The sequence below is a fragment of the Staphylococcus sp. IVB6240 genome, assembly GCF_025558425.1.
Taxonomy (GTDB): Bacteria; Bacillota; Bacilli; order Staphylococcales; family Staphylococcaceae; genus Staphylococcus.
Genome location: NZ_CP094718.1, coordinates 633,783 through 658,122, shown reverse-complemented (window position 1 = coordinate 658,122; position 24,340 = coordinate 633,783). Strand labels below are relative to the sequence as shown.

General features: G+C 36.1%; 20 protein-coding genes and 1 riboswitch. Of the genes, 4 read left to right on the top strand and 16 right to left on the bottom strand.

Going from position 1 to position 24,340, the window contains the following annotated elements; all coding sequences use genetic code 11:
- Positions 1 to 509 precede the first annotated feature (509 nt).
- The 8 genes from MUA88_RS03225 to MUA88_RS03190 form a co-directional block, all read right to left on the bottom strand.
- A complete protein-coding gene (locus tag MUA88_RS03225; protein ID WP_262604699.1) occupies positions 510 to 923 on the bottom strand; it encodes a GNAT family N-acetyltransferase in 414 nt (137 codons plus the stop codon).
- 302 nt (positions 924 to 1,225) lie between these two features.
- On the bottom strand, positions 1,226 to 2,737 hold the full coding sequence (locus MUA88_RS03220) for a bifunctional metallophosphatase/5'-nucleotidase (RefSeq protein ID WP_262604698.1): 1,512 nt from the start codon (positions 2,735 to 2,737) through the stop codon (positions 1,226 to 1,228).
- 173 nt (positions 2,738 to 2,910) lie between these two features.
- Complete coding sequence (locus tag MUA88_RS03215) at positions 2,911 to 4,269, bottom strand: TrkH family potassium uptake protein (protein ID WP_262604697.1); 1,359 nt, start codon at positions 4,267 to 4,269, stop codon at positions 2,911 to 2,913.
- A gap of 19 nt (positions 4,270 to 4,288) precedes the next feature.
- A complete protein-coding gene (locus tag MUA88_RS03210; RefSeq protein ID WP_262605757.1) occupies positions 4,289 to 5,932 on the bottom strand; it encodes a S1C family serine protease in 1,644 nt (547 codons plus the stop codon).
- Between the two features lie 191 nt (positions 5,933 to 6,123).
- Positions 6,124 to 6,918: a TerC family protein gene (locus MUA88_RS03205; protein WP_262604695.1), complete on the bottom strand. Its 795-nt coding sequence runs from the start codon at positions 6,916 to 6,918 to the stop codon at positions 6,124 to 6,126.
- Between the two features lie 199 nt (positions 6,919 to 7,117).
- A riboswitch (yybP-ykoY riboswitch) is annotated at positions 7,118 to 7,223 on the bottom strand.
- A 102-nt stretch (positions 7,224 to 7,325) separates the two neighbouring features.
- A complete protein-coding gene (locus MUA88_RS03200; RefSeq protein WP_262604694.1) occupies positions 7,326 to 8,888 on the bottom strand; it encodes a peptide chain release factor 3 in 1,563 nt (520 codons plus the stop codon).
- Between the two features lie 18 nt (positions 8,889 to 8,906).
- Complete coding sequence (locus MUA88_RS03195; RefSeq protein ID WP_262604693.1) at positions 8,907 to 9,146, bottom strand: YueH family protein; 240 nt, start codon at positions 9,144 to 9,146, stop codon at positions 8,907 to 8,909.
- Entirely contained in the window at positions 9,136 to 10,620 is a 1,485-nt protein-coding gene (locus MUA88_RS03190) for a UDP-N-acetylmuramoyl-L-alanyl-D-glutamate--L-lysine ligase (protein WP_262605756.1), read from the bottom strand. The genes MUA88_RS03195 and MUA88_RS03190 overlap by 11 nt, the downstream gene beginning before the upstream one ends.
- A 368-nt stretch (positions 10,621 to 10,988) precedes the next feature.
- Between MUA88_RS03190 and MUA88_RS03185 the strand changes: the two genes are divergently transcribed.
- Both MUA88_RS03185 and ltaA read left to right on the top strand, forming a co-directional pair.
- Positions 10,989 to 12,164: a diglucosyl diacylglycerol synthase gene (locus MUA88_RS03185; RefSeq protein WP_262605755.1), complete on the top strand. Its 1,176-nt coding sequence runs from the start codon at positions 10,989 to 10,991 to the stop codon at positions 12,162 to 12,164.
- Positions 12,142 to 13,329, top strand: coding sequence for a lipoteichoic acid biosynthesis MFS flippase LtaA (gene ltaA, locus MUA88_RS03180; protein ID WP_262604690.1), 1,188 nt, complete (start codon positions 12,142 to 12,144; stop codon positions 13,327 to 13,329). Before MUA88_RS03185 ends, ltaA begins: the two co-directional genes overlap by 23 nt.
- A 33-nt stretch (positions 13,330 to 13,362) precedes the next feature.
- On the opposite strand, the gene MUA88_RS03175 is transcribed toward ltaA, so the two are convergent.
- The 3 genes from MUA88_RS03175 to MUA88_RS03165 all read right to left on the bottom strand — a co-directional run bounded on the left by MUA88_RS03175 (position 13,363) and on the right by MUA88_RS03165 (position 16,321).
- Entirely contained in the window at positions 13,363 to 13,872 is a 510-nt protein-coding gene (locus MUA88_RS03175) for a 2'-5' RNA ligase family protein (protein WP_262604689.1), read from the bottom strand.
- A gap of 50 nt (positions 13,873 to 13,922) precedes the next feature.
- On the bottom strand, positions 13,923 to 14,660 hold the full coding sequence (locus MUA88_RS03170) for an esterase family protein (protein ID WP_262605754.1): 738 nt from the start codon (positions 14,658 to 14,660) through the stop codon (positions 13,923 to 13,925).
- Between the two features lie 77 nt (positions 14,661 to 14,737).
- Positions 14,738 to 16,321, bottom strand: a complete 1,584-nt coding sequence (locus tag MUA88_RS03165; protein WP_262604687.1) for an alanine/glycine:cation symporter family protein — start codon at positions 16,319 to 16,321, stop codon at positions 14,738 to 14,740.
- 306 nt (positions 16,322 to 16,627) lie between these two features.
- On the opposite strand from MUA88_RS03165, the gene cozEa reads away from it, so the two are divergent.
- Positions 16,628 to 17,716 (top strand): lipoteichoic acid biosynthesis protein CozEa, encoded by a 1,089-nt coding sequence (gene cozEa, locus MUA88_RS03160; protein WP_262604686.1) that lies wholly within the window; start codon positions 16,628 to 16,630, stop codon positions 17,714 to 17,716.
- Between the two features lie 142 nt (positions 17,717 to 17,858).
- The gene (gene fabI, locus MUA88_RS03155; protein WP_262604685.1) at positions 17,859 to 18,629 is read left to right on the top strand and encodes an enoyl-ACP reductase FabI; all 771 of its coding nucleotides are present in this window, start codon (positions 17,859 to 17,861) and stop codon (positions 18,627 to 18,629) included.
- A gap of 141 nt (positions 18,630 to 18,770) precedes the next feature.
- Here fabI and MUA88_RS03150 read toward each other — a convergent pair whose 3' ends face one another.
- Genes MUA88_RS03150 through yjbM form a run of 5 tightly spaced genes read right to left on the bottom strand, consistent with a single transcriptional unit; the run spans position 18,771 to position 24,326 of the window.
- Positions 18,771 to 20,603: a monovalent cation:proton antiporter family protein gene (locus MUA88_RS03150; RefSeq protein ID WP_262604684.1), complete on the bottom strand. Its 1,833-nt coding sequence runs from the start codon at positions 20,601 to 20,603 to the stop codon at positions 18,771 to 18,773.
- Positions 20,604 to 20,614: 11 nt separating this feature from the next.
- Complete coding sequence (gene mgtE / locus MUA88_RS03145; protein ID WP_262604683.1) at positions 20,615 to 22,000, bottom strand: magnesium transporter; 1,386 nt, start codon at positions 21,998 to 22,000, stop codon at positions 20,615 to 20,617.
- Between the two features lie 21 nt (positions 22,001 to 22,021).
- Positions 22,022 to 22,876 (bottom strand): RluA family pseudouridine synthase, encoded by an 855-nt coding sequence (locus MUA88_RS03140; RefSeq protein WP_262605753.1) that lies wholly within the window; start codon positions 22,874 to 22,876, stop codon positions 22,022 to 22,024.
- Positions 22,873 to 23,682 (bottom strand): NAD kinase, encoded by an 810-nt coding sequence (locus tag MUA88_RS03135; RefSeq protein ID WP_262604681.1) that lies wholly within the window; start codon positions 23,680 to 23,682, stop codon positions 22,873 to 22,875. Before MUA88_RS03135 ends, MUA88_RS03140 begins: the two co-directional genes overlap by 4 nt.
- 2 nt (positions 23,683 to 23,684) lie before the next feature.
- Complete coding sequence (gene yjbM, locus MUA88_RS03130; RefSeq protein WP_262605752.1) at positions 23,685 to 24,326, bottom strand: GTP diphosphokinase; 642 nt, start codon at positions 24,324 to 24,326, stop codon at positions 23,685 to 23,687.
- Positions 24,327 to 24,340: the final 14 nt, after the last annotated feature.

Sequence of the window (24,340 nt, the reverse complement as noted above, 5' to 3'; positions counted from 1 at the left end):
TATCATATTTTCATAGCGGCTATAACTTCATACATTTAGAATATAAAAAGAACTTATCACTTGTTCAAATTTAAATTCTATATTGAATGTCACAACTCAGACTGCATATAGTGCTTAAACACAAATATATAACCTTTATGTTCAACTGGCAATAGATGACATCAGATTCTATATATTAGTTTTTGCAAATAACATAATAATATATAAATTAAAATACAACTCATGTATATTTAATGTATCCTTAATATCTCATATAAGCCATATAAAGTATTTGAAGTCCAAATGTATAGGAACTATCAAATACATAAAGTTATTATCATATTGTAAATTATCCTAGACTTATCTTTTGTGGGTTTTAATACTTTATATTGTATTAATCTTTCTTGTATTAATCTTTTAACCAAAATCAATTTTGCAAAAAAAGAAAGAGGAGTATCTTAGCCTCCTCTTTCTTCAGTATAGATCTATTAAATTTAATTCCTCTACATCAATTCTCTAAAACTCAGATTCTAATCTAGTTTTGCAAATGCTACAATTGACCCTTTATCACAAGAATCAAAGCCATTTTTTTCATAAAAATGTCTAACATCAGGTGCTTCTTCAGTTAAAAGGACTTTTTGTCTAACATTACTATATTTACTCAACATTTCTTGCAGTAATTTAGTCGCGACCCCTTTATTCTGATACGCATTTAACACAAGTATGTCTTGTATATAAAGAATTGTTTGTCCGTCACCAACCACTCTAATCAGTCCCACTAACTTATCATCATCCCAAGCAGTAATCACATCTAATGATCTTAACACAGCTTGTTTTAAAACTTTTAAGTCGTTTGTATATGCAGACCAACCCACATCATTATATAATGCTTCCAATTTATCAATGTGAATATCTTTTTTATTTGTATTAAATTTAATCGTCATTTTTATTCCCTCCCCTAGGTCAAGACATGAGAAATTTATGCTCTATGATATTTGTTTTTACATGTTTGTTCTTTTCTAGCATACATTAAACATTAAAATGACTTAGTGCAATATACAAACTGTCCAGAATAAATGGCTTAATCCACATAAAAGCCCTACAAAAACGTTCAATCTATCACCTTATATGATAAACACAAAATAAACGATTAGTGCGATAACACTCCACCCAATAAGTCCTTTCACCTTTTCTTCACGCGTTGTTTTTCTTACTGTTACTGATACTTTCATAGCTAATCCCCTCTTTATTTATATCCAATAATTGAAATATTATTTTCTTCTACATGAATAGGTTGTTCTTTACGTAGTAGCTCAGCAACCAATTCTGGCACTGTTTGTGGCATTCGTTGATGAATCACAATATTTTTTAATAAGTGACGATAATGTCGATAGCAATAATCTGTCATTGCAACACGATACGTATAATTTTCATTCAATGCAAAATCAACAACTCTTTGATATTTCGGCCGTGAAACATCAATCGTATAATGAAAACCTGTCCAGAATTGATAAAGGGTTGGATCTTGTGTTTCTTCTATTGTCACTTGCTGTTCGTCCACTGATAGTAGTGCTGCAGAATGTTCAATCAAACGTTTAATTTCTGCACCTGATAAAGACACATCAAGCGGCTTATCTGGATGTGGGAAGGTTTGATATATCTCTTCACTATGCAACTCTCCTGATAATCCTTTTGAAGTTGGTAAAGGAACGTGTACACATGTCACATCACTCGGCACCGCTAACTTCATGGCATCACTTAATAGTTGAATAAACGGATGTCGATGCTGCAACAATGGTGAAAAGGATTCATATGATAACTGTTGTGCATCAGAGTGAATCAATTCGCGACTCCACTTTCTAATTGCTTTACGATCATAATGTGTTAGTTTCAATAGTGATTCACTTTCTTCATATTCTTCTAAATGAACAATATTCGGTGTAATAGATAAAAGTTCATTTGTATTACGTCTTTTTCGGAACTTCAAATCAACATGTATGAGCTTCTCTGAATTTTTGCCAGCTTGTACAAATGCTGTTCTACCTTCATAATCTGCCATTGTTTCAAATTGATGACCTGTAATCATTAGGTCAACAATACCTGCTTCTTTCATGATTGCTTGTGCTTGATTTTCTAAATTTCCATCTACGGTTTGTATTTCTCTTGCACGATCTCCATGGTATAACACGATTAAAAAGTCTGGTTCTGCCACTTCATGAATATAACGAATCCAGCGTTTTGAGGCTGTAACGGCGTGCTCCACAGCAATATCTTGTTCCATTTCAACATTTTCATGCTGAACCATTTTATCTGATGTCAAACCGACAACTGCAACGCGGACCCCATCAAATTCCTTCACTAAATAAGGTGTTGAGAAATACGGTTCTTTTGTGAGTGAGTAGGTAATATTCGCAGACAACCAAGGAAAACGTGCAAATGCTACAGAACGATTTAGAAAATCTAATCCAAACTTAAATTCATCTGCACTAATGCCACTTGCATCGTAATTTAATGCATTCATCAGTTTAATCATCGCATGACGTTTATACGGCGCGATGATGGCATAATAAAATGAAACAATACTACCTGCCAAACTCCCCCCATTATCAAGCAGTAATACATTTCGATATTGTGTACGTACATCATTAATATAAGTCCCTGCACGATATATGTAGGAATCATCCTCACCATATAAAATACGACTATGCATATCTGATGTTGCTAAAATTTGAATTCTTACTTCATCATTCTGACGCATTACTGAACACACCTTTGTTTAATCATTCATAATCAAATTCATTATTTATTTCATTTTACCATAAGCATTTCAGACACATATATATTTTCAAATAAAAAGAGCTGTTTCCGCTTCCACTCAGCTTCCTTTGCTCAGTGAAAACAGTAAACAACTCTCAATATTTATTAAAATGATTATCCAATTTGAATATGTTCTTTTGGATAATGGTATTTCGCAACTTCTCGATTACCACTGATCATAATGATGAATGATATCAGCCCCACACGTCCAACGAACATGAGGATCATTAATACGACTTTTGATATATTACCTAGTTCAGATGTAATACCTGTTGATAAACCGCACGTTCCAAAGGCTGACATGATTTCAAAATAAATCTGTATAAATTCAAGATGTCCACCTTCATTTAACATAATGATAAATATCCCTACGAAAGTAAAAAATACAGCTAAAATCAATACAGCAAAAGATCGATGAATATCTTGAACATGTATTTCTCTGTTAAATACTTTAATCGCACTACGTTCAGCATTTGGCTTATAGTTCAATATAAATAATACCAAGATGGCAAATGTTGTTGTACGAATCCCACCGCCTACTGAACTTGGCGATGAACCAATAAACATGAGTCCACCCATTAATAAGTTCGTCGCATCTGAAAACTGTGACACATCAAATGTCTGTAATCCGGCACTTCTCGTTGTTACAGATTGGAAGAGTGCATAGAAAAATGTTTTATGCCATGTTTCCCCTTTAAAAACACCATTCGTTTCAATGAACAAGATACCTATCGTTCCTAATACGAGAATAGCAAGGTACGTGACAGTCGTAACCTTCGTAAAAAGTGAAAATCGAAAGTTAGGAATTCTATTTTTTATATATGCCTTTATTTCTAATAAAACCGGAAAACCAATTGAGCCTAATACAATCAAGAACATCACAATTGTTTGGACAAAATAATCATTCGCATATGGAATCAGAGAATCTCCAGTTATATCTAAACCACCATTAGTTGTGGCAGAAATAGAAACAAATACACCTTGTAAGATAGCTTCTTGTAAGTTATGCAAATCTCGATAAAAATAAAATGTCAGCAAAGTGGCACCTACAAATTCAATCACTAATATTGCACGGACAATATCTAAGATTAATCGAACTGTTCCACTCATTGAGTCCTTATTATTATCTAACATAATTAACTGACGCTCACGAATACCGATATGCTTTCCTAAAACAACCCATAACAGTGTACCGATTGCCATTACACCGATACCACCCGTATTCAAAATAAATAAGATCACAATATATCCAAATGATGAATATGTTTCTGAAATATTGATCGGTGTTAACCCAGTCACACTCACCCCAGATACAGCAACAAAAAGTGTATCAATTGGTGCCACTTGCACACCAGGCTTATGGACACCAGGTAAGTTCAATAGTAAAAAAGCAACGATAATTGCAAAAAGATAATACATCACAATACCCTGTTGCGGACTGGACTTTTTAAACAATTGACTAATTATTGACATTGTCATTCACTCCAACGTATTACAGATCAACTGAGATATGCTTAACCTCACCGTCACGTAGTACTTTAAATTTAACTGGTTTATCTTTATCTAAATGCTGAAACATTTTCTGACGATAAACAAGCTTGTCTTTCGTTGGTTTACCATCCACTTCTACAATCACATCGCCTGTTTCTAATCCAGCTAGACTTGCTGCGCTATTTTTCGTAATCTGATCTACAACAGCGCCTTCCTTCACATTGTCATTAATACGATATGAACTACGCTCACTTTCTGATAATGAAGCGACATCTTTTAATTCCATTCTTAAGTTTGTATAGTTAATTCTACCGTCTTTTTGAAGTTTGTCTGCAATTTTTATAGCATCATTCATTGGAATTGCAAATCCCATTCCCTCAACATTAGGCATTGATATTTTTAACGACGCAATTCCGATTAACTTGCCATCACGATCAATAACTGCTCCACCAGAATCACCTGGATTAATAGGTGCATCTACTTGGAAAGCACGAACGAGTGTATCATACTCGCCATCTTTATCTATATCAATTGGAACATTACGATCAATACCTGAAATAATACCTTGACCAATTGTATTTCTGAAATCAAGACCTAATGGATTCCCAACTACGAGTACCGGTTCTCCTAAAATTAACTTTTCAGAATCCCCTTGTTTTAATGGCTTAAGTTGTTTTTCATCTACTTTTGAAGCTTTGACAGTCATCACAGCAACATCCGACCATTTATCCTGTCCAATCACTTTTCCTTCAACTGTTTTATTGTGCCCATATGTCAATGTATGTACTTTTTTATTACCAACAACATGTGCATTCGTTAAAATATAAAGTAAGCCGTCTACTTTTTTGTAGACGACACCTGAACCACTTTCATTTTGTACTTGCCCTTGTTGCTCTGCATCCTGCACTGTTTCTGGTGTTGTTTCTTGATTGTTTTCAACTGCAACTACAGATTTCGTCGCCGCATTTGCGTGTTTCATAGTTTCAGTCATACTCTTTTGTGAAGTAGAGTGGTCATCACCAACGGCACCTGTTGTATGACTACCGTTCACATTTTTAAAGATAGAAAATAATAAAATCAAAATAAGTATTGCTCCCAGTACAATAAGGATTTTAGCCCATTCACGTGATACAAATTGTGTCACGCCTTCAGTCCAATCTCTTTTCTTTGTATACTGATGTCTAGGTTTGCTTTCACCTTCTGATGTTTCTACATTTTCTTCAGGTTCTTTTATATCTTTATCTTGTTGTTGCGCTTTCTCACGTTGAATATCATTTGCTTGTTGTTTATACAAGTCTTGTTGAATACGCATCTGTTCATTTGATTTTTGTTTTTCCGCACTTGGGTCCTGACTGTTTGAATCATTGTTTACTTCAACAGTTGTTTTATCTGAACCATTTACTTTGTATAATTTTTTACTTGTTTTCTTCTCGTCATGTGTGATTTTTTCAATACGCGCTTTACGTAGATTATCTTTCACACGTTCTTCATTATTTTTGGCTTGCTCTTTTTCTTTCTCAGCTTTTAGCACATCCGCTTGCTCTTGTTCCTTAATCCGTGCTTCACGCTCTTCATTATGGAAAAATTCACGACGTTTTCGTCCATAAGCTCGTCGTGGGATCACATGCTTTTTATCTCGATCCATTGCGCGCCCTCCTTAAATATCTTTGTTACTATTATGCCATAACCCCATTTAAAATTCCGTAAAATTTCCTTATCTATCACTAAAAGTTAACATAAAAAGAAGTTAAATTGTATGTTTATCCTAGAAATTTTTTCATACATCCATAAAAAAACACACGTACCATTGAATGATACATGTGTCATATACATAAATTATGAATGGTCTTCTTTTTTGTTCTTCACTACAGATGTAAACCAACCAAGAACAACTAAACCAATCATAACAACCCAGAAAATAATTTGCCATGTTGCTGAATGTGGGAAATCATGTGGAATTAATGCGATATCTTCATGTGCTAACACAAGAATCACTAACTTAATACCTACCCAACCAACAATTGCGAAGGCTGCTCCTTCAAGACCTGGATATTTATTTAAGAATTCAACAAAGAATGTTGCAGCAAAACGCATTAAGATAACACCGATTAAACCACCTGTTAGCATGACACCAAATTGTCCGGCATCCATACCACCAAAGTGAACACCAATTTCAGGTAATGTTACGGCAATAGCAAGTGCGGCAAGCATTGAGTCAATTGCAAAGGCAATATCAGCAAATTCTACTTTTGCAACGGTACCCCAGAATTCTTTCGGGCTTACTTCTTTATCGAAATTATAGGCGTCATCGCCCAATTCGTCACCTGAATGATCGGCATCTTTCTTTCTAAAGAACTGGTACAGATTTTTAGCTGACATGAATAATAAATATGCTGCTCCTAGCGCTTGGATCCACCAGAAATTTGCTAAAATACTGATGAGGAACAGTGCCAAAAATCGAAAAACAAAGGCACCTAATAAGCCATAAAATAATGCTTTTTTACGTTGTTTTGGCGGTAAATGTCTCACCATTACGGCCATTACGATTGCGTTATCTGCTGCCAGTAAACCTTCTAAGAATACTAACACGAGGACAACCCAACCATAGGATAAAATTAAACTTGGATCCATTAAAGATCCCTCCTCTTCCATATATCGGCGTTAGAACAAAATGACTAAATACTATCAACAAAAGATGAGCACCATATTAAAAAAGATTTCTACCTGTAATCACGTCATAATACTATGCAAGTTTTAAACGATTTGTTCTAACGTTATTTTTTACAAAATTAAAGAGACCTATGCTAAATAAATAGCAAAGGTCTCACTTAGCATGATTATCATGCCCACTTTACCGGAAGTTTTCCTTCGTAATGACGATAAAGTGCTGTTAACGTATCGTAACGTTAACCAAGTTACTCCCCTCTGACATCAGATGTCATAGGTATTTAATTTATGCTTAAGTAGTATAACAAACTTCTTCAATAAATCATAGCTAAAAGTTTTGTGCGACACAATCTTTTCACATATCGTTTTTATTACAATAAGCTATACAATTTGATATTTGGGAACTTCTCTTCGAACCAACGTGTCGCAAAGTCATTCTCAAATAAGAACACTCTGTTGTCGTAGCGGTCACGCACAAGAATCGAACGACTTGAATTCATCTTATCTTCTACATCTTCTTCATTTTCAATCCAACGTGCAATTTTCTTCCCAACAGGTTCCATAATCACATCGACATTATATTCGTTATTCATACGGTGCTCGAATACTTCAAATTGTAATTGTCCTACAGCACCGAGAATGATTTGGTTTGTGTGTAGCGATTGATAATATTGAATCGCCCCTTCTTGAACCAACTGCTCAATGCCTTTATGGAAATGTTTTTGTTTCATCACGTTTTTTGGTGATACTTTCATAAAGATTTCAGGTGTAAATTGCGGTAAAGCTTTAAAATTGAATTTCTGATTGCCACCGACAAGTGTATCCCCAATTTGGAAGTTTCCAGTGTCATATAAACCAATAATATCCCCAGCCACTGCATGGTTAACCGTTTCTTTATCATCCGCCATAAAACTTGTAGAACGTGTAATTTTAGATTTTTTTCCTGTACGCTGTAATTTCACATCCATACCACGTTCAAATGCGCCACTCACAATACGCATAAAAGCAATGCGATCACGGTGTTTCGGATCCATGTTTGCTTGAATTTTGAAAATAAATCCAGAAAATTGATCATCAAATGGACTTACTTCTGTTTCTTCTTCAGTTTGACGTGAATGTGGCATTGGTGCATGATCCACGTAAGCATTTAAGAAGTTTTGCACACCGAAGTTTGCAAGCGCTGAACCGAAAAATACAGGTGTTAAGTTCCCTTTTTTCAAAGCTTCCTCATCAAATGATTCGCCCGCTTCATCTACAAGCATTAATTCTTCAATCGCTTGTGTAAAGCTACTATCATCTGCAATTTCATGTGATTCTTCTAATTCATAATCTTCGTTAATGTGTAAAATATTTTCTTCATCACGGAAAGGTTCAATTGTACGCTCGTGACGATCAATAATACCAAAGAAGTTTTGACCCATACCTACTGGCCAGTTCATTGGATATGTCTCGATACCTAATGTTGTTTCAATTTCATCTAATAATTCAAATGGCTCTTTACCAACACGGTCTAATTTATTAATAAATGTAAAAATCGGAATACCACGCATTTTACAAACTTTAAATAATTTTAATGTTTGTGGCTCAATCCCTTTTGCACAGTCGATAACCATAACTGCACTGTCTACTGCCATTAATGTACGGTATGTGTCCTCTGAAAAGTCTTCGTGTCCTGGTGTATCCAAAATATTAATTTTGTAGTCATCATAATCAAACTGCATAACAGAACTTGTGACCGAAATTCCACGCTCTTGCTCTACTTTCATCCAGTCACTTGTTGCGAACTTTCCTGTCTTCTTCCCTTTAACTGTCCCTGCTTCACGAATTGCACCACTAAAATATAATAGCTTTTCCGTCAAGGTTGTTTTCCCAGCATCCGGATGCGAAATAATCGCAAAGGTTTTACGTGCTGATACTTCATCTTTGATACTCATCTCAAAACTCCTTCTAATCTATGTTTCTTGTACCCATTGTGTAATACGTAAGGCTAATACTTCTGCTTCTTGTTCATCTAATACATTAAATAGATGCATCACAATATGTTCTGTCAGTGCTTCACCAAATAATTGATCATCAATCATCATAGACCAATTCAAATCTGGTACGGCAACGACGAAATAATCTTCTTTTTTATTTTCGTAAATAAATACTTTCGCTGAGTAATTCTCACTATGACTTTCTCTAATCTTCATCTGGACGACCTCCAAACTTCTCATAGGCAGCTTCTAAACCAATCAAATCATCGCGATGTGGTACTTTTACATGACCAGCCATAATTTGGAATGGTTCACGCCCTTTGGATGCTAAGACGACTGTATCACCTGGTTCAGCCATCTCAATCGCATGTCGGATCCCCTCTGCTCGATCTGTGAATTCCACATAATTTTCATGTGTCATTCCTTTTGCTAACTCTGCTGTTAACATTTTCGGATCATCATTTGCCGGGTTGTCAGGCGTTAAAATAACATAATCAGCACGTGAGGCTACGCGACCCATTTCTGGTGTTTTCGTCAAGTCGCGTTCTCCAGCCATACCGATTAAGAAAATCAACTTCTGCTTCACAAAAGGTTGTACCGCATCTATTAACTTAGTCATACCATCTGCTGTATGGGCATAATCAATGATTAAATCAATTGGAAGTGATGGATCCAATACTTCTAATCGCCCTTCTACAGGCTCTAGTGTCTCAACTACTTGTGTGACATGCTCTAAACTTTCACCACTTGCCCATACACCTAACATCGCTGCCATCAGGTTGGCAATATTAAATGCACCGACATAAGGTGACTTAACGGGATATGTCCCAAATGGTGTCACAAAGTCAAAAGTAACACCTTGCAATGTGGCTTTAATATTTTTTGCCATAAATTGTGCATCTTCTTCAATACCATATGTAAATACTTCATATGGGGTTACAGTCTTCAAATACTCTGAAAATGGATCATCATTATTCACGATAGCATACTTAGCTTGTGACACATCTTGACCTAATTGACTGAATAACAATGATTTAGCATGACCATAAGCTTCCATTGTACCGTGAAAATCTAAATGATCTTGCGTTAAATTTGAAAAAATAGCAACATCAAAAGTAACACCACTTAAACGCCCTAAGCTTAAACCGTGAGATGACACTTCTAAAGTCATTGCAGCCGCATTTGCTTGAACCGCTTCGTGCAATTTTTTAGTCAGGGATACCGTCTCAGGTGTCGTATTTTGCCCTTTAGTGACGTGTTCATTAATTTGAAAACCATTCGTTCCTAAATAAGCGCTCCCCTTATCAAGCTTTCGGAAAATATGATGTACCATCGTTGCAATCGATGTTTTACCATTGGTACCTGTCACACCAATTGTTGTTAGTTGTTGACTAGGAAAGTCATACAAACGATGTGCCAGATGACTCGCAACACGCAATGTATCTGGTACAATCACTTGTGTCACATCACCTTCTAATTCTAACTCCCGACTTACCACAACAACTTGACAGCCTTGTGCGACAACCTTTTGTGCAAAACGATGACTATCTACCGTATAGCCTTTAGAAGCAACAAAAATACTTCCTTGTCTTGCTGTTCGTGAATCTGTCGTAATATCGTCTATTTCTCTATCTAGCGTTCCTACTACTTGTTTCATTAATATATGTTGAAAAAGTTCTTGCGCATTCACACATATCTCTCCTTTTTTATACACTCATTCATTATACACGTTTCATCACAAAATTATATAAATAGCACATGATTTTTTCATCTTATAAAAGGGTACTATATGTTGTAACTGTTGAACCAATATATTAAGATAATAGAATAATTAAATCGTGACCTAAGGATGTTACATCATCAATTTGTACTTTGACAAACGCATAACAATGTCAAAGGCAAAATTTTGTCCTAACATCTATCTTTTTATGTACTGCAAACTAAGTTTAATGATTAAATGGTAAAGGTGTTCTCACAAATGATGTATTAGAAATATTCATCACATGTATTACAAATCGTACGTTCCTTTACGTCTAAACGATATTGGAGGCTGCTCACATGAGTACTCAAAAGAAAAAAGTATTAATATTGACTGGTTCCTTTGGCAATGGCCATACCCAAGTCACTAATAGCATTGTGTCATATTTAAATAAAATGCAATTGCATGACTTAACGGTCATCGAACACGACTTATTTTTAGAAGCACATCCGATCATCACAACACTATGTAAACAATGGTATATCAATAGTTTTAAATATTTTCGTCGTATGTATAAAACTTTCTATTATAGTCGTCCTGAAAAAATAGATAAGTGCTTCTATAAATATTATGGATTGAACAAACTTTTAAACTTATTATTAAAAGAAAAACCAGACTTAATATTGTTGACATTCCCAACACCTGTTGTATCTGTATTAACAGAACAATTTAATATGAATATTCCAATTGCGACTGTTTTAACAGACTATCGCATGCATAAAAACTGGATTACACCAAACTCAACACGTTATTATGTCGCAACAGAAGACTTAAAAGCAGAATTAACAAATATCGGTATTCCAAGTGAACAAACGAAAGTGACAGGGATTCCAGTATCCGCACAATTTGAAACACCTATCGATCGAGAACAATGGCTACTTCAACATCATCTAGATCCAGATGCACCAACGATATTGATGTCAGCAGGTGCTTTCGGTGTATCAAAAGGTTTCCAACAAATGATTGAGCGTATTATAGCTGAGACACCAAATGCACAAGTTGTCATGGTTTGTGGCCGAAATAAAGCGCTGAAACGCCAACTTTCAAGTGATTTTAAAGGGACTAAGAATGTGCTGATATTAGGATACACAAAAGAGATGAACGAATGGATGGCCGCAAGTCAACTTATGATTACCAAACCTGGTGGCATTACGATTTCAGAAGGCTTGGCACGACAAATTCCAATGATTTTCTTAAATCCTGCACCTGGTCAAGAGTTGGAGAATGCTTATTACTTTGAAGCTAAAGGATTCGGTAAGATTGCACAAACACCTACTGAAGCAATTAATATCGTGACACATTTATTACAGCAGCCTCAAGAACGCCAACGAATGGTACAGCATATTATCGATGCACGTGTTTCCAACTCGACTCAAAAACTTTGTGACGACTTACTTCATTTACTTTATGATGCAACTGCATATCAAACTGTTTATGGAAGGGTTCCTTTATATGCAAGATTACTCGTTAAATAATAAGCAATATATGAAAAATTTTTCTCTATTAATTATTATTCTATTCCTCATGGAGTTTGCACGTGGCATGTATGTACTCAGTTACTTGCCATTATTACCAACAGCGACATCGATTGCTGTTGGTATTACATCTGCTGCCATTTCTATACATTTTATTGCAGATGCTGTCTCTAACTTCTTTATTGGATTTATTTTAAAAAGATGGGGACCACGTATTGTTTTAACATTAGGCTTTATTTTGGCTCTTGTGAGTTTAATTCTCGTCATCTTCATGCCAACTTCCCCAATTGTTCTCATGACAAGTGCTTTAATGCTAGGTGTGGCAGTCTGTCCTATATGGGTCATTATGCTAGCAAATGTTGATGAGCGTACACGTGGAAAACAAATGGGCTATGTCTATTTTGCATGGCTTGCAGGCTTACTCGTAGGAATGATTGGTATGAACCTTATCTTTAAGAGTCATCCTATTACTTTCAATTTCTTAATGCCTTTAATTGTCGCTGTCGCATTTATACTCTACTTTTTTGTCAAAGTACGATTGACAGATTACCATACTAAAAATGCACACGAACAATTCAAACAGATTATTAGCGTCACGCGTCGTCATATCATTCTTTTCCCAGGTATTTTATTACAAGGTGTTGCAATTAGTGCGTTAATTCCCATTCTGCCACAATATGCAATTGATATTGTAGGCGTGACAACTGTTGAATATACCGCTGCAATTATTATTGGTGGCATTGGCTGTACCATCTCGATGCTCGGTTTATCTAAACTAATCGATCGCTTTACCAATCGTTTTATGTACAGTATGATTTTTGTCGGCTTTCTATGTTATGGTATGGCGATGATTTCCTTCACGCTGATTACGAACATCTTTATTGTATGGGGAATTGCACTGATTGTTGGATTGGTTTATGGCTTACTCCTACCATCATGGAATACATTTATGGCGGGATTTATTCACCCCTCTGAACAAGAAGAAACATGGGGTGTAATTAATAGTATTCAAGGTTTTGGTGCAATGATCGGTCCTATTATCGGTGGACCGTTATCTCAATATTTTGGTAGCCCGATTTATACATTTTACTTCGCAGCAGGTATCATCTTTTTCCTTGCATGCTTCTATGGTTTGTACTTTTTAAAACTTCATCGTACAACGTAAAAAACGCCCAATCTCTTGGGCGTTTTTTGTGAATTAACCTAATTCATATGTTTCGATGACTTGCCATTTATCTGCTTCTTCATCGAATTGTAATAATGATAATTGATCGATTGTTTCTTTGTGGTCAACACCTGCTAAACGAACTTGACCGTAGATATCTTCAAATTCTTGGCTCGTTAAGCCTTGTGCAATTGTGAAGTGTGGTACAAATGGATGTTCCGCTTCACCATAAAATGCATCGCCGTCAAAACGGTTAAATAAATCTTCTAATACATCCGTTTTTTCGACTTTAAAGTAAATCACATTTGTTGTCGGTGCAAAGTTTGAAGCTTTTGTCGCATGAATTTCAGCAGGTTGAGCCCCTTCTAAGCGTTTTGAAATCTCTGCTTTCACTTCTTCAAGCTCACTATCATTAACTTCAAATCGACTTTTCACTGTAATATGAGGTTGAATTTTAATGTATTCTTTATCATAACGCTTACGATAGGCATTGACCTCATCTCGAAAACTTTTTGATGGAATTAACGCTAACCCTAAAATCATGGAAAGTCCTCCTTTGTTTATGTTTGTATCCATTATAGCAAAATTTTACTTCATTGGTTACTCAAAAAGTACTTTAACATATCTGGAAGTACTGTTCGCCACGTTTTCCAATTATGCCCGCCGTCCAGTTCATGATATTCATATTGTGTTGCTGCAGCTTGTATCACCTGTTGTAAAGCACGATTTGGCGTAAGAAAATCAGCACGTTTCCCATTGGTTGGTAACTGAAAATCAATTTCTTCTTTACCAATGACATGCCAAATATTCAAATACTCTTTGAATTGACAACGTTGGAATAGCTGTTCTACTACATCCTCACTATGCGGGCTGAGTACTCCTACTTGGTTGACAATACGCGGATATGAGAACGCACATAATAATGCGATGCTTCCAGCCAAGCTATCGCCAAATAGGTAGCGTCCTTCTGGTGCTTTGTACGTTGAAAATGTTTCTTCAATCCAAGGCAATATTTCATGGATAACTGCCTGTACAGTTGCAGCTGCCTTTTCACCTTGTGGATGAAACTCAATGCGACGTTTATTGACATTTTCATAATGAAAACCAACAAAAATCGCACGTGAGACTTCATTTTGTTTACGCAGTCGTTCATAAACACGATGAATCTGACCAAATCTTAAAAAGTCTCGACCATCAAAACAAAAAAGAATGTTTGCTAGCTCTGTTTCCAAATAATCTTCTGGTAAATAAATGGATAAAGTAATGTCTCGTGCCAAATGTCGACTCGTAAACTGCGTCTTATTGACGACGCCTACTTGAAACCCTGACATAAAAAGCGCCTCCTCATACGAATTACTTTCATTGTACAGGAGACGCCTATGATATTCACTAATAAATATAGTAATTATTATTTTTTCTTAGGTAACTCAATACCTTCTTCACGTAATCGTTTTGGATAATCTTCTAACCAGAACGTTGCATTCGGTACAATATTTGGATCAGGTTGGTAAATTGCCGTCTTCCCTGTACCATGTTGTTTTTTATGTTCCTCAAAATCTTTCAATGAATGCATAGCTGGCTTGATTAATAACCAAATAGCAATGATGTTTAACCACGCCATCATACCGACCCCTAAGTCACCCATGGCCCATGCAACATCGGCTGTCTTAATCGCACCGTAACCCGCTGCACCAATTAGTACAACACGGATGACATTACGCCATAACTTATTTTGATTTTTCGCTAATCGATTGGTCATAAAACTCACATTTGTTTCGGCAATGTAGTAATACGCCAAAATTGTTGTAAATGCGAAGAAGAACAATGCGATAGCAATAAAGTATGAACCAAATCCTGAGTACATTGGATCAAAGTGATAATTTGAACCTTGAAGCGCTTTGTCGATACCTGCTTGTGCATACATTGCTGTACCTGAATAGTCTTTACCACCATCTGCAGTTTGAACATAAACATTTGCATCGTGAATCAATCTTGGTGAACCATCTGACGTTGTTGATCCATCTGTTGTATTATATGTACCTGAGATAAGAATGATTAATGCTGTTGCTGTACAAACAAATAATGTATCTACATAAACTGAAAATGCTTGAACAAGACCTTGCTTAGCTGGGTGAGAGACCTCTGCAGCCGCTGCAGCGTGAGGACCTGTCCCTTGACCTGCTTCGTTTGAATATAAGCCACGCTTGACACCAATTTCAATCATGGCACCAATAATACCACCAAACGCAGCTTCCATACCAAATGCAGATTTGAAAATAAGTGCAAATAAAGCTGGTACTTGTTGGATATTAATGAAGATAATCACAACTGCCATTAAAATATAAATAATTGCCATAAACGGTACAACTGCCGTAGCTACTGTTGCAATCCATTTAATCCCACCAAAAATAATCAGTGACAAGATAACAATCAGTACGACTGCAATGACCCATGTCGGTATCCCAAAAGCATTATGCATTGAACTTGCAATGGCATTTGATTGCACACCTGGCAATAAAAGTCCTACTGAGATAATTGTAACGAGTGCGAATAATAATCCGTAAATTTTACCAAACTTACCTTTGATTCCTTGCTCAATATAGTAAGCAGGTCCTCCTCGATACTCACCATCTTCTTCACGTTTAAATATTTGACCGAGTGCAGACTCAACATATGCCGTACCTGCGCCTAAAAACGCGGTAATCCACATCCAGAATACAGCCCCTGGTCCCCCTATATAAATCGCTGTTGAAACCCCGACAATATTCCCGGTACCAACACGTCCTGCCAGAGATAAAGCAATCGCTTGGAAACTTGAAATACCTGTTGGTGACTTCTCACCTTGGAACATCAATCGAATCATTTCTTTAAAATGCCTTAATTGTAAAAACCGTGTCATTAAGCTAAATGAAATACCTGTTAACAATAATCCGAATACAAGTGGTTTACTCCATACAATTGTATTCAGCCATCCCACTATCGTTTCTACCATGCACATACCCCCGTATATTTTTTGACCCCTTTGAATTTTCTGATAAATCTGATTCAAGTATACCCATAAAAAACAATTCCTTGCAACACAAATTTTTTTAGTGGCATATAAAATATAAATTGAAATTTACCTATTTCCCGTTGCTATAAAAGCATTTTAAAAGTTATTACTTAATCCTATCTTCTATGATAAATCTGTTTATTTTTACCTTTTTATCAACAAAATTTTTTTATTTTACATTGTGTCTTTACAGTAGTTGCTTTTAGATTATAATGTATATTATGAATTGAAAAAGGAGGTTCATTAATGACCAATAAAGCTTGGTTTAGAGCAGGCGTAGCAATCTTGCTTCTGTTTTTAATCATTAAACTATTTATAGAAGTTCATTTTATTTTTAAACCGATTATTATTATTATTCAATCGATTTTACTACCATTATTGATAAGTGGATTTCTATTTTATATCTGTTTGCCATTTCAAAAGATGTTAGAAAAACGACGTGCCCCAAGATGGGCAAGTATTACTATTATTCTATTAGCGCTAACAGCAATCGGTGGCGGTATCTTCGGTGTTGTAGGTCCTGTGATTGCCACTCAGATTGAAAACTTAATTCATCAATTACCATATTTACAAAAAGAAACACAAAATCTGATTAACTTTGCGTTAGATCAACGTGATAAATTACCAAGTGAAGTGACAGATAAAATTAATGAGATGATTTCTAAGTTTGGTGCAATGACTTCAGATATTTTATCGAATTCATTAAATATTGTTACAAGCATTATTTCAACACTATTCTTATTAATCTTAGTACCATTCTTCTTAATTTATATGTTAAAAGATCATGAACGTTTTATTCCTGCCGTTGCTAGATTTTTCAATGGCGAACGTAAAATCTTCGTTGTTAACTTATTAAAAGACTTAAACCAAACATTGATGTCTTATATTCAAGGACAGGTCACAGTGAGTTTAATTTTAGGTGCGATTTTGTATGTTGGTTATACGATTATCGGCCTTGAATATACATTATTACTTGTTATGTTCGCGATTTTTGCGAATATGATTCCATTCCTTGGACCTTGGATGGCATTCTTGCCAGCAGGTATTCTTGGTATTATTCAAAGTCCAACGACGTTCATTTGGGTCTGTGTGGTCACATTAGTTGCACAACAATTAGAAGGTAATGTGATTACACCGAATGTAATGGGTAAATCATTAAATATCCACCCACTTACAATCATCGTAGTCATCCTAGCTTCTGGTAGCTTAGGTGGTTTTGTACTTATCTTAGTTGCAGTGCCACTATACGCTGTCTTAAAATCTATCGTACGTAATATTTTCAAATATCGTCATCAAATCATTCATGCAGCTCAAAAAACTGTCGATAGTGATTAACCAAAAAACCATTGGCCGCCTCGGTCAATGGCTTTTTTGGGATTCAAATGGAACCTGACAAAAATGTTTTTCATTGTCATAAATTAGTACCAGATGTTAAAATTGTTTTAATAAATGGTTATTCGAAAAGGAGCTTTTTACATTGATGAATTTAGAAAATAAAACATTCGTTATTATGGGAATTGCCAATAAGCGCAGTATCGGTTTTGGTGTCGCAAAAGTATTAGATGAATTAGGTGCAAACCTTGTTTTTACATATCGAAAAGAAAGAAGTTTTAAAGAATTAGACAAACTCATTGATCAACTTAATCAATCAACAAAACATGTCTATCAAATTGATGTTCAAAGTGATGAAGATGTGATTAATGGCTTTGAACAAATCGGTAAAGAAGTTGGTAACATCGACGGCGTCTTCCACTCAATCGCCTTCGCAAACGTTGAAGATCTTCGTGGACGCTATTCAGATACATCACGTGAAGGATTCTTACTTGCACAAGATATCAGTTCATATTCACTTACAATCGTCGCACGCGAAGCACGTAAAATTATGAATGCTGGTGGTAGTATTGTAACTTCAAGTTATATCGGTGGTGAGTATGCAGTCCCTAACTACAACGTGATGGGTGTAGCAAAAGCAAGCTTAGAAGCATCCGTTAAATATTTGGCTGCCGACTTAGGTCAAGATAACATTCGTGTTAACTCAATCTCAGCTGGCCCTATCCGTACATTAAGTGCACGTGGTGTTGGAAACTTCACTTCAATTTTAAAAGAAATTGAAGAACGTGCCCCACTTAAACGTAATGTGGATCAAATTGAAGTTGGCAAAACTGCAGCATACTTATTCAGTGACTTCTCATCAGGTGTCACTGGTGAAAACATCCATGTTGATGCAGGGTTCCACGCAGTTAGATAATAGTCGTAGGACGAGATTTTGAGAGAGGTGGTTTTCTCATCTTTCTGATTCTAAACGCTCATTTCACAAATTTATCCTCTTATTTTTAACTTCTATAAGTAAAGAGACTGGCAGCCATTACACTGTCAGTCTCTTTTTTGGTTAAAACATTTCTAATTCAATTTTCAGTTGATCTACATATTCTTTCGTACCCGTTACAATGAGTCGGTCACCATATTGTAACTGTGTATCACCATGTGGCACGATGGATTCATTGTTTCGAATAATGCGTACGAAAATAATATCTCCGCCAAATGGGAAGTTACGTAGTTGCATTTGATCGAATGCATAGTTGTACATTCCAATTTCGTATAATGATGTTTCAACATTACTTAAGAGGTTCAGCATGTTTGGTGTTTCAATCATACCTTTTAGTAAGATTTGGTTACTTTGGAAATTACTGAACAACTCAATATTTTTACTGCGTATTGCTTGGTCCTCATCATTCGTTTCAAGACGACAAATCACACGCTCAACACCATAATCTTTTGCCATCAATGCAACTTGACGGTTGATTTCATCATCATTGGTCGAACATACCACAATATCGCTGTCGAATAAGCCTAGTCGCTTAAGCATTTCTGATTCATAATCCGGTATCTCTACCATTGTAATATCATTCGACAATGTACGATGATCTGTTAAATCCTTACGATAATACAACGTCACATCATATAATTGTGAACTTAAATTTTGTGCGATTGGAATAGACAATTGGTTCTTACCAATCATTGCCACTTTAATTGTTCGTTGCATTTCATCAGGAATTGGAATTAAACGTTTAAATACAATCGGCACAAAGACACATGTAATGACTGCACTTAAAATCATAATGCCTGATATTTCTTCACTAATTGTTCCTAGACTTTCAGCAATTTTAGCTGCTGCGATAACAAGAGATAACGTCGATGTCAGTAAGAATCCAGAAGCAATCGTTGTTTTCATATCAAACCAGCGTCGAATGACCATAACTGGGATAAGCTTAGAAACAACAAATGTCACAATTAAAATTGGAATAATGATCAATAACATCGGTTCTTTAATTAGTGAAGGAATGTCTAAATCGACCCCTACCATAATAAAGAATATTGGGATAAAGAATCCGTAACCAAATGAGTCTAACTTTTCAACTAAATCTTGTTCTGGTCCTAATAGAGAAACGACGACACCGGCTAAGAAAGCACCGAGAATGTTTTCAGCACCCACACCTTCCGCAAGTGCAACTAATAAGATAATAAGCGCAAAGACCGCACGAATCCCTATTTGTGTTGTCCCATCCATAAGTTTATTAATTAATGGAGCACCTTTGAATAGTCCTCCCAAAAAGTAGAATAAAATCGTAAAGACAACAAGGATACCGATCAGCCAAATCGTACCGCCACCTGATGCATTAATCGCACCATATAAAGTTAATAAGAGCATTGTTCCTAAATCGGCTAATACAGCTACTAACAAAATAAATTGTCCAATTGTTGTACGCATTAAATTCATTTCTTTTAAGGTTGGCACGACAACCCCAAGTGAAATGGTAGAAATAATGATGACCATGAGTAGTACATCATCAATGAGGCCTACCCATTTAAATCCATAAGCGAGAATGATTGAAATAATCATAATAAGCATAAACACATATATCGCTAATTTTAAATGGCTTGGCTCTTTACTTGCTTCTTGATTCTTTTTCGTTTTATCTTTTTTAAATGCATTGAAGTCAATCTCAAGTCCACTTAAAAACATTAAAAAGATAAAGCCAAGTGTTGATAAAATATTTAATACATCATCACGATGTACAAGATTTAAAAAGGAATTTCCGATGATAATCCCCATTAAAATCTCAGCAACAACGACTGGTAAAAACGAAATTTTTAACTTGCTGAGCAAAATAGGTGTTAATAACGCCGCAATAATAACGACGACAAGTGACACAAATTCCATAGATGTCCCCCTCAGATGAGATAATTCATGAATGATGTTGCTAAACCGAAGTAAATCAACATACTCACGATATCGTTAATTGTTGTAATAAATGGTCCACTCGCTACGGCTGGATCAATACCTAATTTATTCATAAAAAGTGGTATCACTGAACCAATTGTTGTCCCCACTGTCATCGCAATTGTTAAACTTGTTCCAACAATGAGTGCAAGGAATGGTTGTTGATAAATAATAATAATAATTAAACAAAGTGATACAGCACATGTAATACCTGTTAAAAAGCCACTTCCAGATTCACGTAAAGCAAGCTTAAACTTGCTCTTCTCATTAATTTCACCAGTAGAGATATTACGAACTGACACGGCTAATGATTGTGTACCAGAGTTTCCTGACATCCCGCTAATGATTGGTATAAATGCAGCTAATAATGCTACTTTTTCCAAAGTTTCCTCAAAGGATCCAAGAATTGATGCTGTGATCATACCGAGTACGGTTAAAATCAATAACCAAGGCAAACGTTTCAGTGCCGTTTGGAAGATGGTATCATCTGTAGAGTCAATATCTGATACCCCGGCTAAACGTGAGTAGTCTTCACTCGCCTCTTCATCGATAACGTCAACGATATCATCGATTGTAATAATACCGAGTAGATGATTTTGATAATCTACTACTGGCATTGCGATGAAGTCATAGTCTCTCATCGTTTGTGCAACATCTTCTTGGTCATCCGCAACATTCGCACTGATAACACGTTCACTCATAATATCTTCTATATAAGTGTCATTTTCAGCAATAATCAAGTCTCTCAGTGACAAGACACCCACCAGTTTTTTCTGTTCATCCACAACAAAAATAATATAAATGGTTTCAGCATCAGGTGCTTGCTCTTTAACATGCATTAATGCCTCGTGTACCGGTGTATTAATCGTCAACGAAATATATTCCGTTGTCATAATACCGCCGGCTGTATCTTCATCGTAATGAAGCAATGCTTTAATCTCTTTTGCTTCTTCACGATCCATCAACATTAAGAGACTGGCTATTTTACGCTTCGATAACTCATTTAAAATATCTACGGCGTTATCGTATGACATATGTTCTAGAATGTGGCTGGCATATGTCGCATTCATCTCTTCAAATAAATCTTCATAATCAGACTCATCAATTTCTAAGTGTTCAAAGAAATCTGCTACTTCTTCAGGTGATAAGTACTGATACATCTTTTGTCGGGTCTCTGCATCACTTTCTTCAAAGTATTCACTTTGATCGTACGCATGTAATGATAAAAATTCTTCGCGGAAGCCATCGATATCTTCTTTTTGAATGAGATCATCGAGTAATGGCTTGTTGTATTGTTCTTCATCATCTTGAATTAACATTTCATTTTCTACTGACATATGCGTCACCTCCAATATGTTCTATAGTTTTTTTAGTATTTGTCCAAAGTGAGGTTCAGGTGCTGTGACATGTACAGATTCTCCCGTAATCGGATGTTCAAACGAAATGTCTGCACATTTTAACAGTTGTGTTTGATAATCTTCATGTACCTGTCCATATAGGCCATCTCCAATAATACCGTGTCCGATATATTGAAAATGGACTCGTATTTGATGCGTGCGCCCTGTCAGTAATTGAACACGACACCACGTATAATTATCTGTCGTTTGAATCGGTGTATAAACCGTCTTCGCATATTTGCCATCTTCTGTAACAATGCGATTAATAATACTATCAGACGCACGTCCAATAGGTGCTTCGATGACACCTGAAGCTTGTATTTTACCCAGACATAAACATTCATAGACCTTTTCTATGGCAGTTAACGACATTAAATGATGGACATGACGTGATTTCGCTATCACTACAATTCCCATTGTATGTCGATCTAAACGCGTAACAATATGTGGGATCCCAGTCGCGTTTTGTTGTTGCATATGTGCTAATGCTTGTTCAACCAGACTCTCATGTGGGTGTTCACGCGACGGAGCACTATTCTGATGTGCAGGTTTCGCAATAATAAGTAACCATGCATCTTCATATAATACGTTTAGCGGTTTTTCATATGGTACAAGAGATGCACTCGGAACCTCATCTGGTAATTGCACCACAATCTCGTCTCCCACTTGCAACAGATGTCTCACAGTTCTATGTTGCTGATTAACAAGTAAAGCGCCATGTTGCTTTATGGCGCTAATCGTCTTTTTCGAAAAACGTTGTTGATATAAAAATGTTTTAAGTGTTTGTACTTCAGTGGCAGCGTACTTAAAAATCACACATCTTCACCACTTGAAATGAATGAATCATGGACGCGTTTCCAGAATGGGAATGGACGGAATCTTGCAAAGCGAATCTTTTCGTTGGCAACACGGTATTGAATAGCGTTCACATTTTTATGTTTAACACTCACATGGTCAATCGTTGTTAAGATAACATCATGATTGACGGGCTTAATATGGCATGTGTGATGTTTTGGGAGTACGAGTGGTGACCCCACTGTACGGAATACACGGTTATTAATAGAGGCAATTTCTGCAATTTGTATTGCTTCTAACGATGGATGTATCAACGCACCACCTAGTGCTTTGTTATATGCAGTCGAGCCTGATGGTGTAGACACACACAGACCATCACCACGGAAACGTTCAAAATGTTGACCACGAATATCTAAATCAACTACAAGCGTTGTGCCATTTTCTGTTTTCATTGTCGCTTCATTTAAGGCCAAATAGCGTGTTTCATAGCCGTCATCGTTATAACGCACAATAATTTCTAGTAACGGGTATTCAATCACTTGAAACTCAGAATTGTGTATTTCAATAATTAATTTTTCAACTTCGTGTGGTAACCAATCGGCATAAAAACCTAAATGTCCTGTATGTATACCAACAAACGCACATCGAGATAACATATGACTATATTGATGGAAAGCTTGTAGTAATGTGCCATCTCCCCCAACAGAAATCACTATTTCAGGATTCTCTTCGTCTTCTATCATTTTAAAATCTTGCATATGACGCATCATTTTGTGCTTGAGTGCTTCTGATTTTGCATCGCCCTTTGAAAGGATGACGTAGCGCATGATTACACCTCGCTGTCTTCATGCTTATGCGCACGTTTTTTAGAATAATATTTCTGAGCTTCTTGGATTTCATCTCTAATTTCCGACATTTCTTCATCCAATGAAAAAGCCGCTTCTGCTGCACGTTCAAGACGATTTTGAATTTCTGGTGGATAATCACCATCATATTTATAACGCAACGTATGTTCAATCGTCGCCCAGAAGTTCATCGCTAAAGTACGGATTTGAATTTCTGCGAGTATTGTTGTTTTTCCATTGAGTGTTTCAATCGGATACTCAATAATCACATGGTATGAACGATACCCACTTTGTTTTGTATTGCTAATATAATCACGTTCTTCTACCACTTTGAAGTCTTCACGTTGACGTAGCAATGCAACAACCTTATCGATATCTTCTACAAATTGGCACATCATGCGCAATCCTGCAATGTCATACATCTCTTCAGATAAGTGGTCGAATGGAATACCCCTTTTATTTGCCTTATCAATAATGCTTGTGATGGGTTTAACACGACCTGTCACAAACTCGATTGGTGAATGATGCTCTGTGACTTCGTATTGTTTTCTTAAACCTTTAAGTTTAATCTTCAACTCATCAATTGCTTGACGATAAGGTGCTAGAAAAATGTCCCATTGATTCATAATTCTTCACTCCG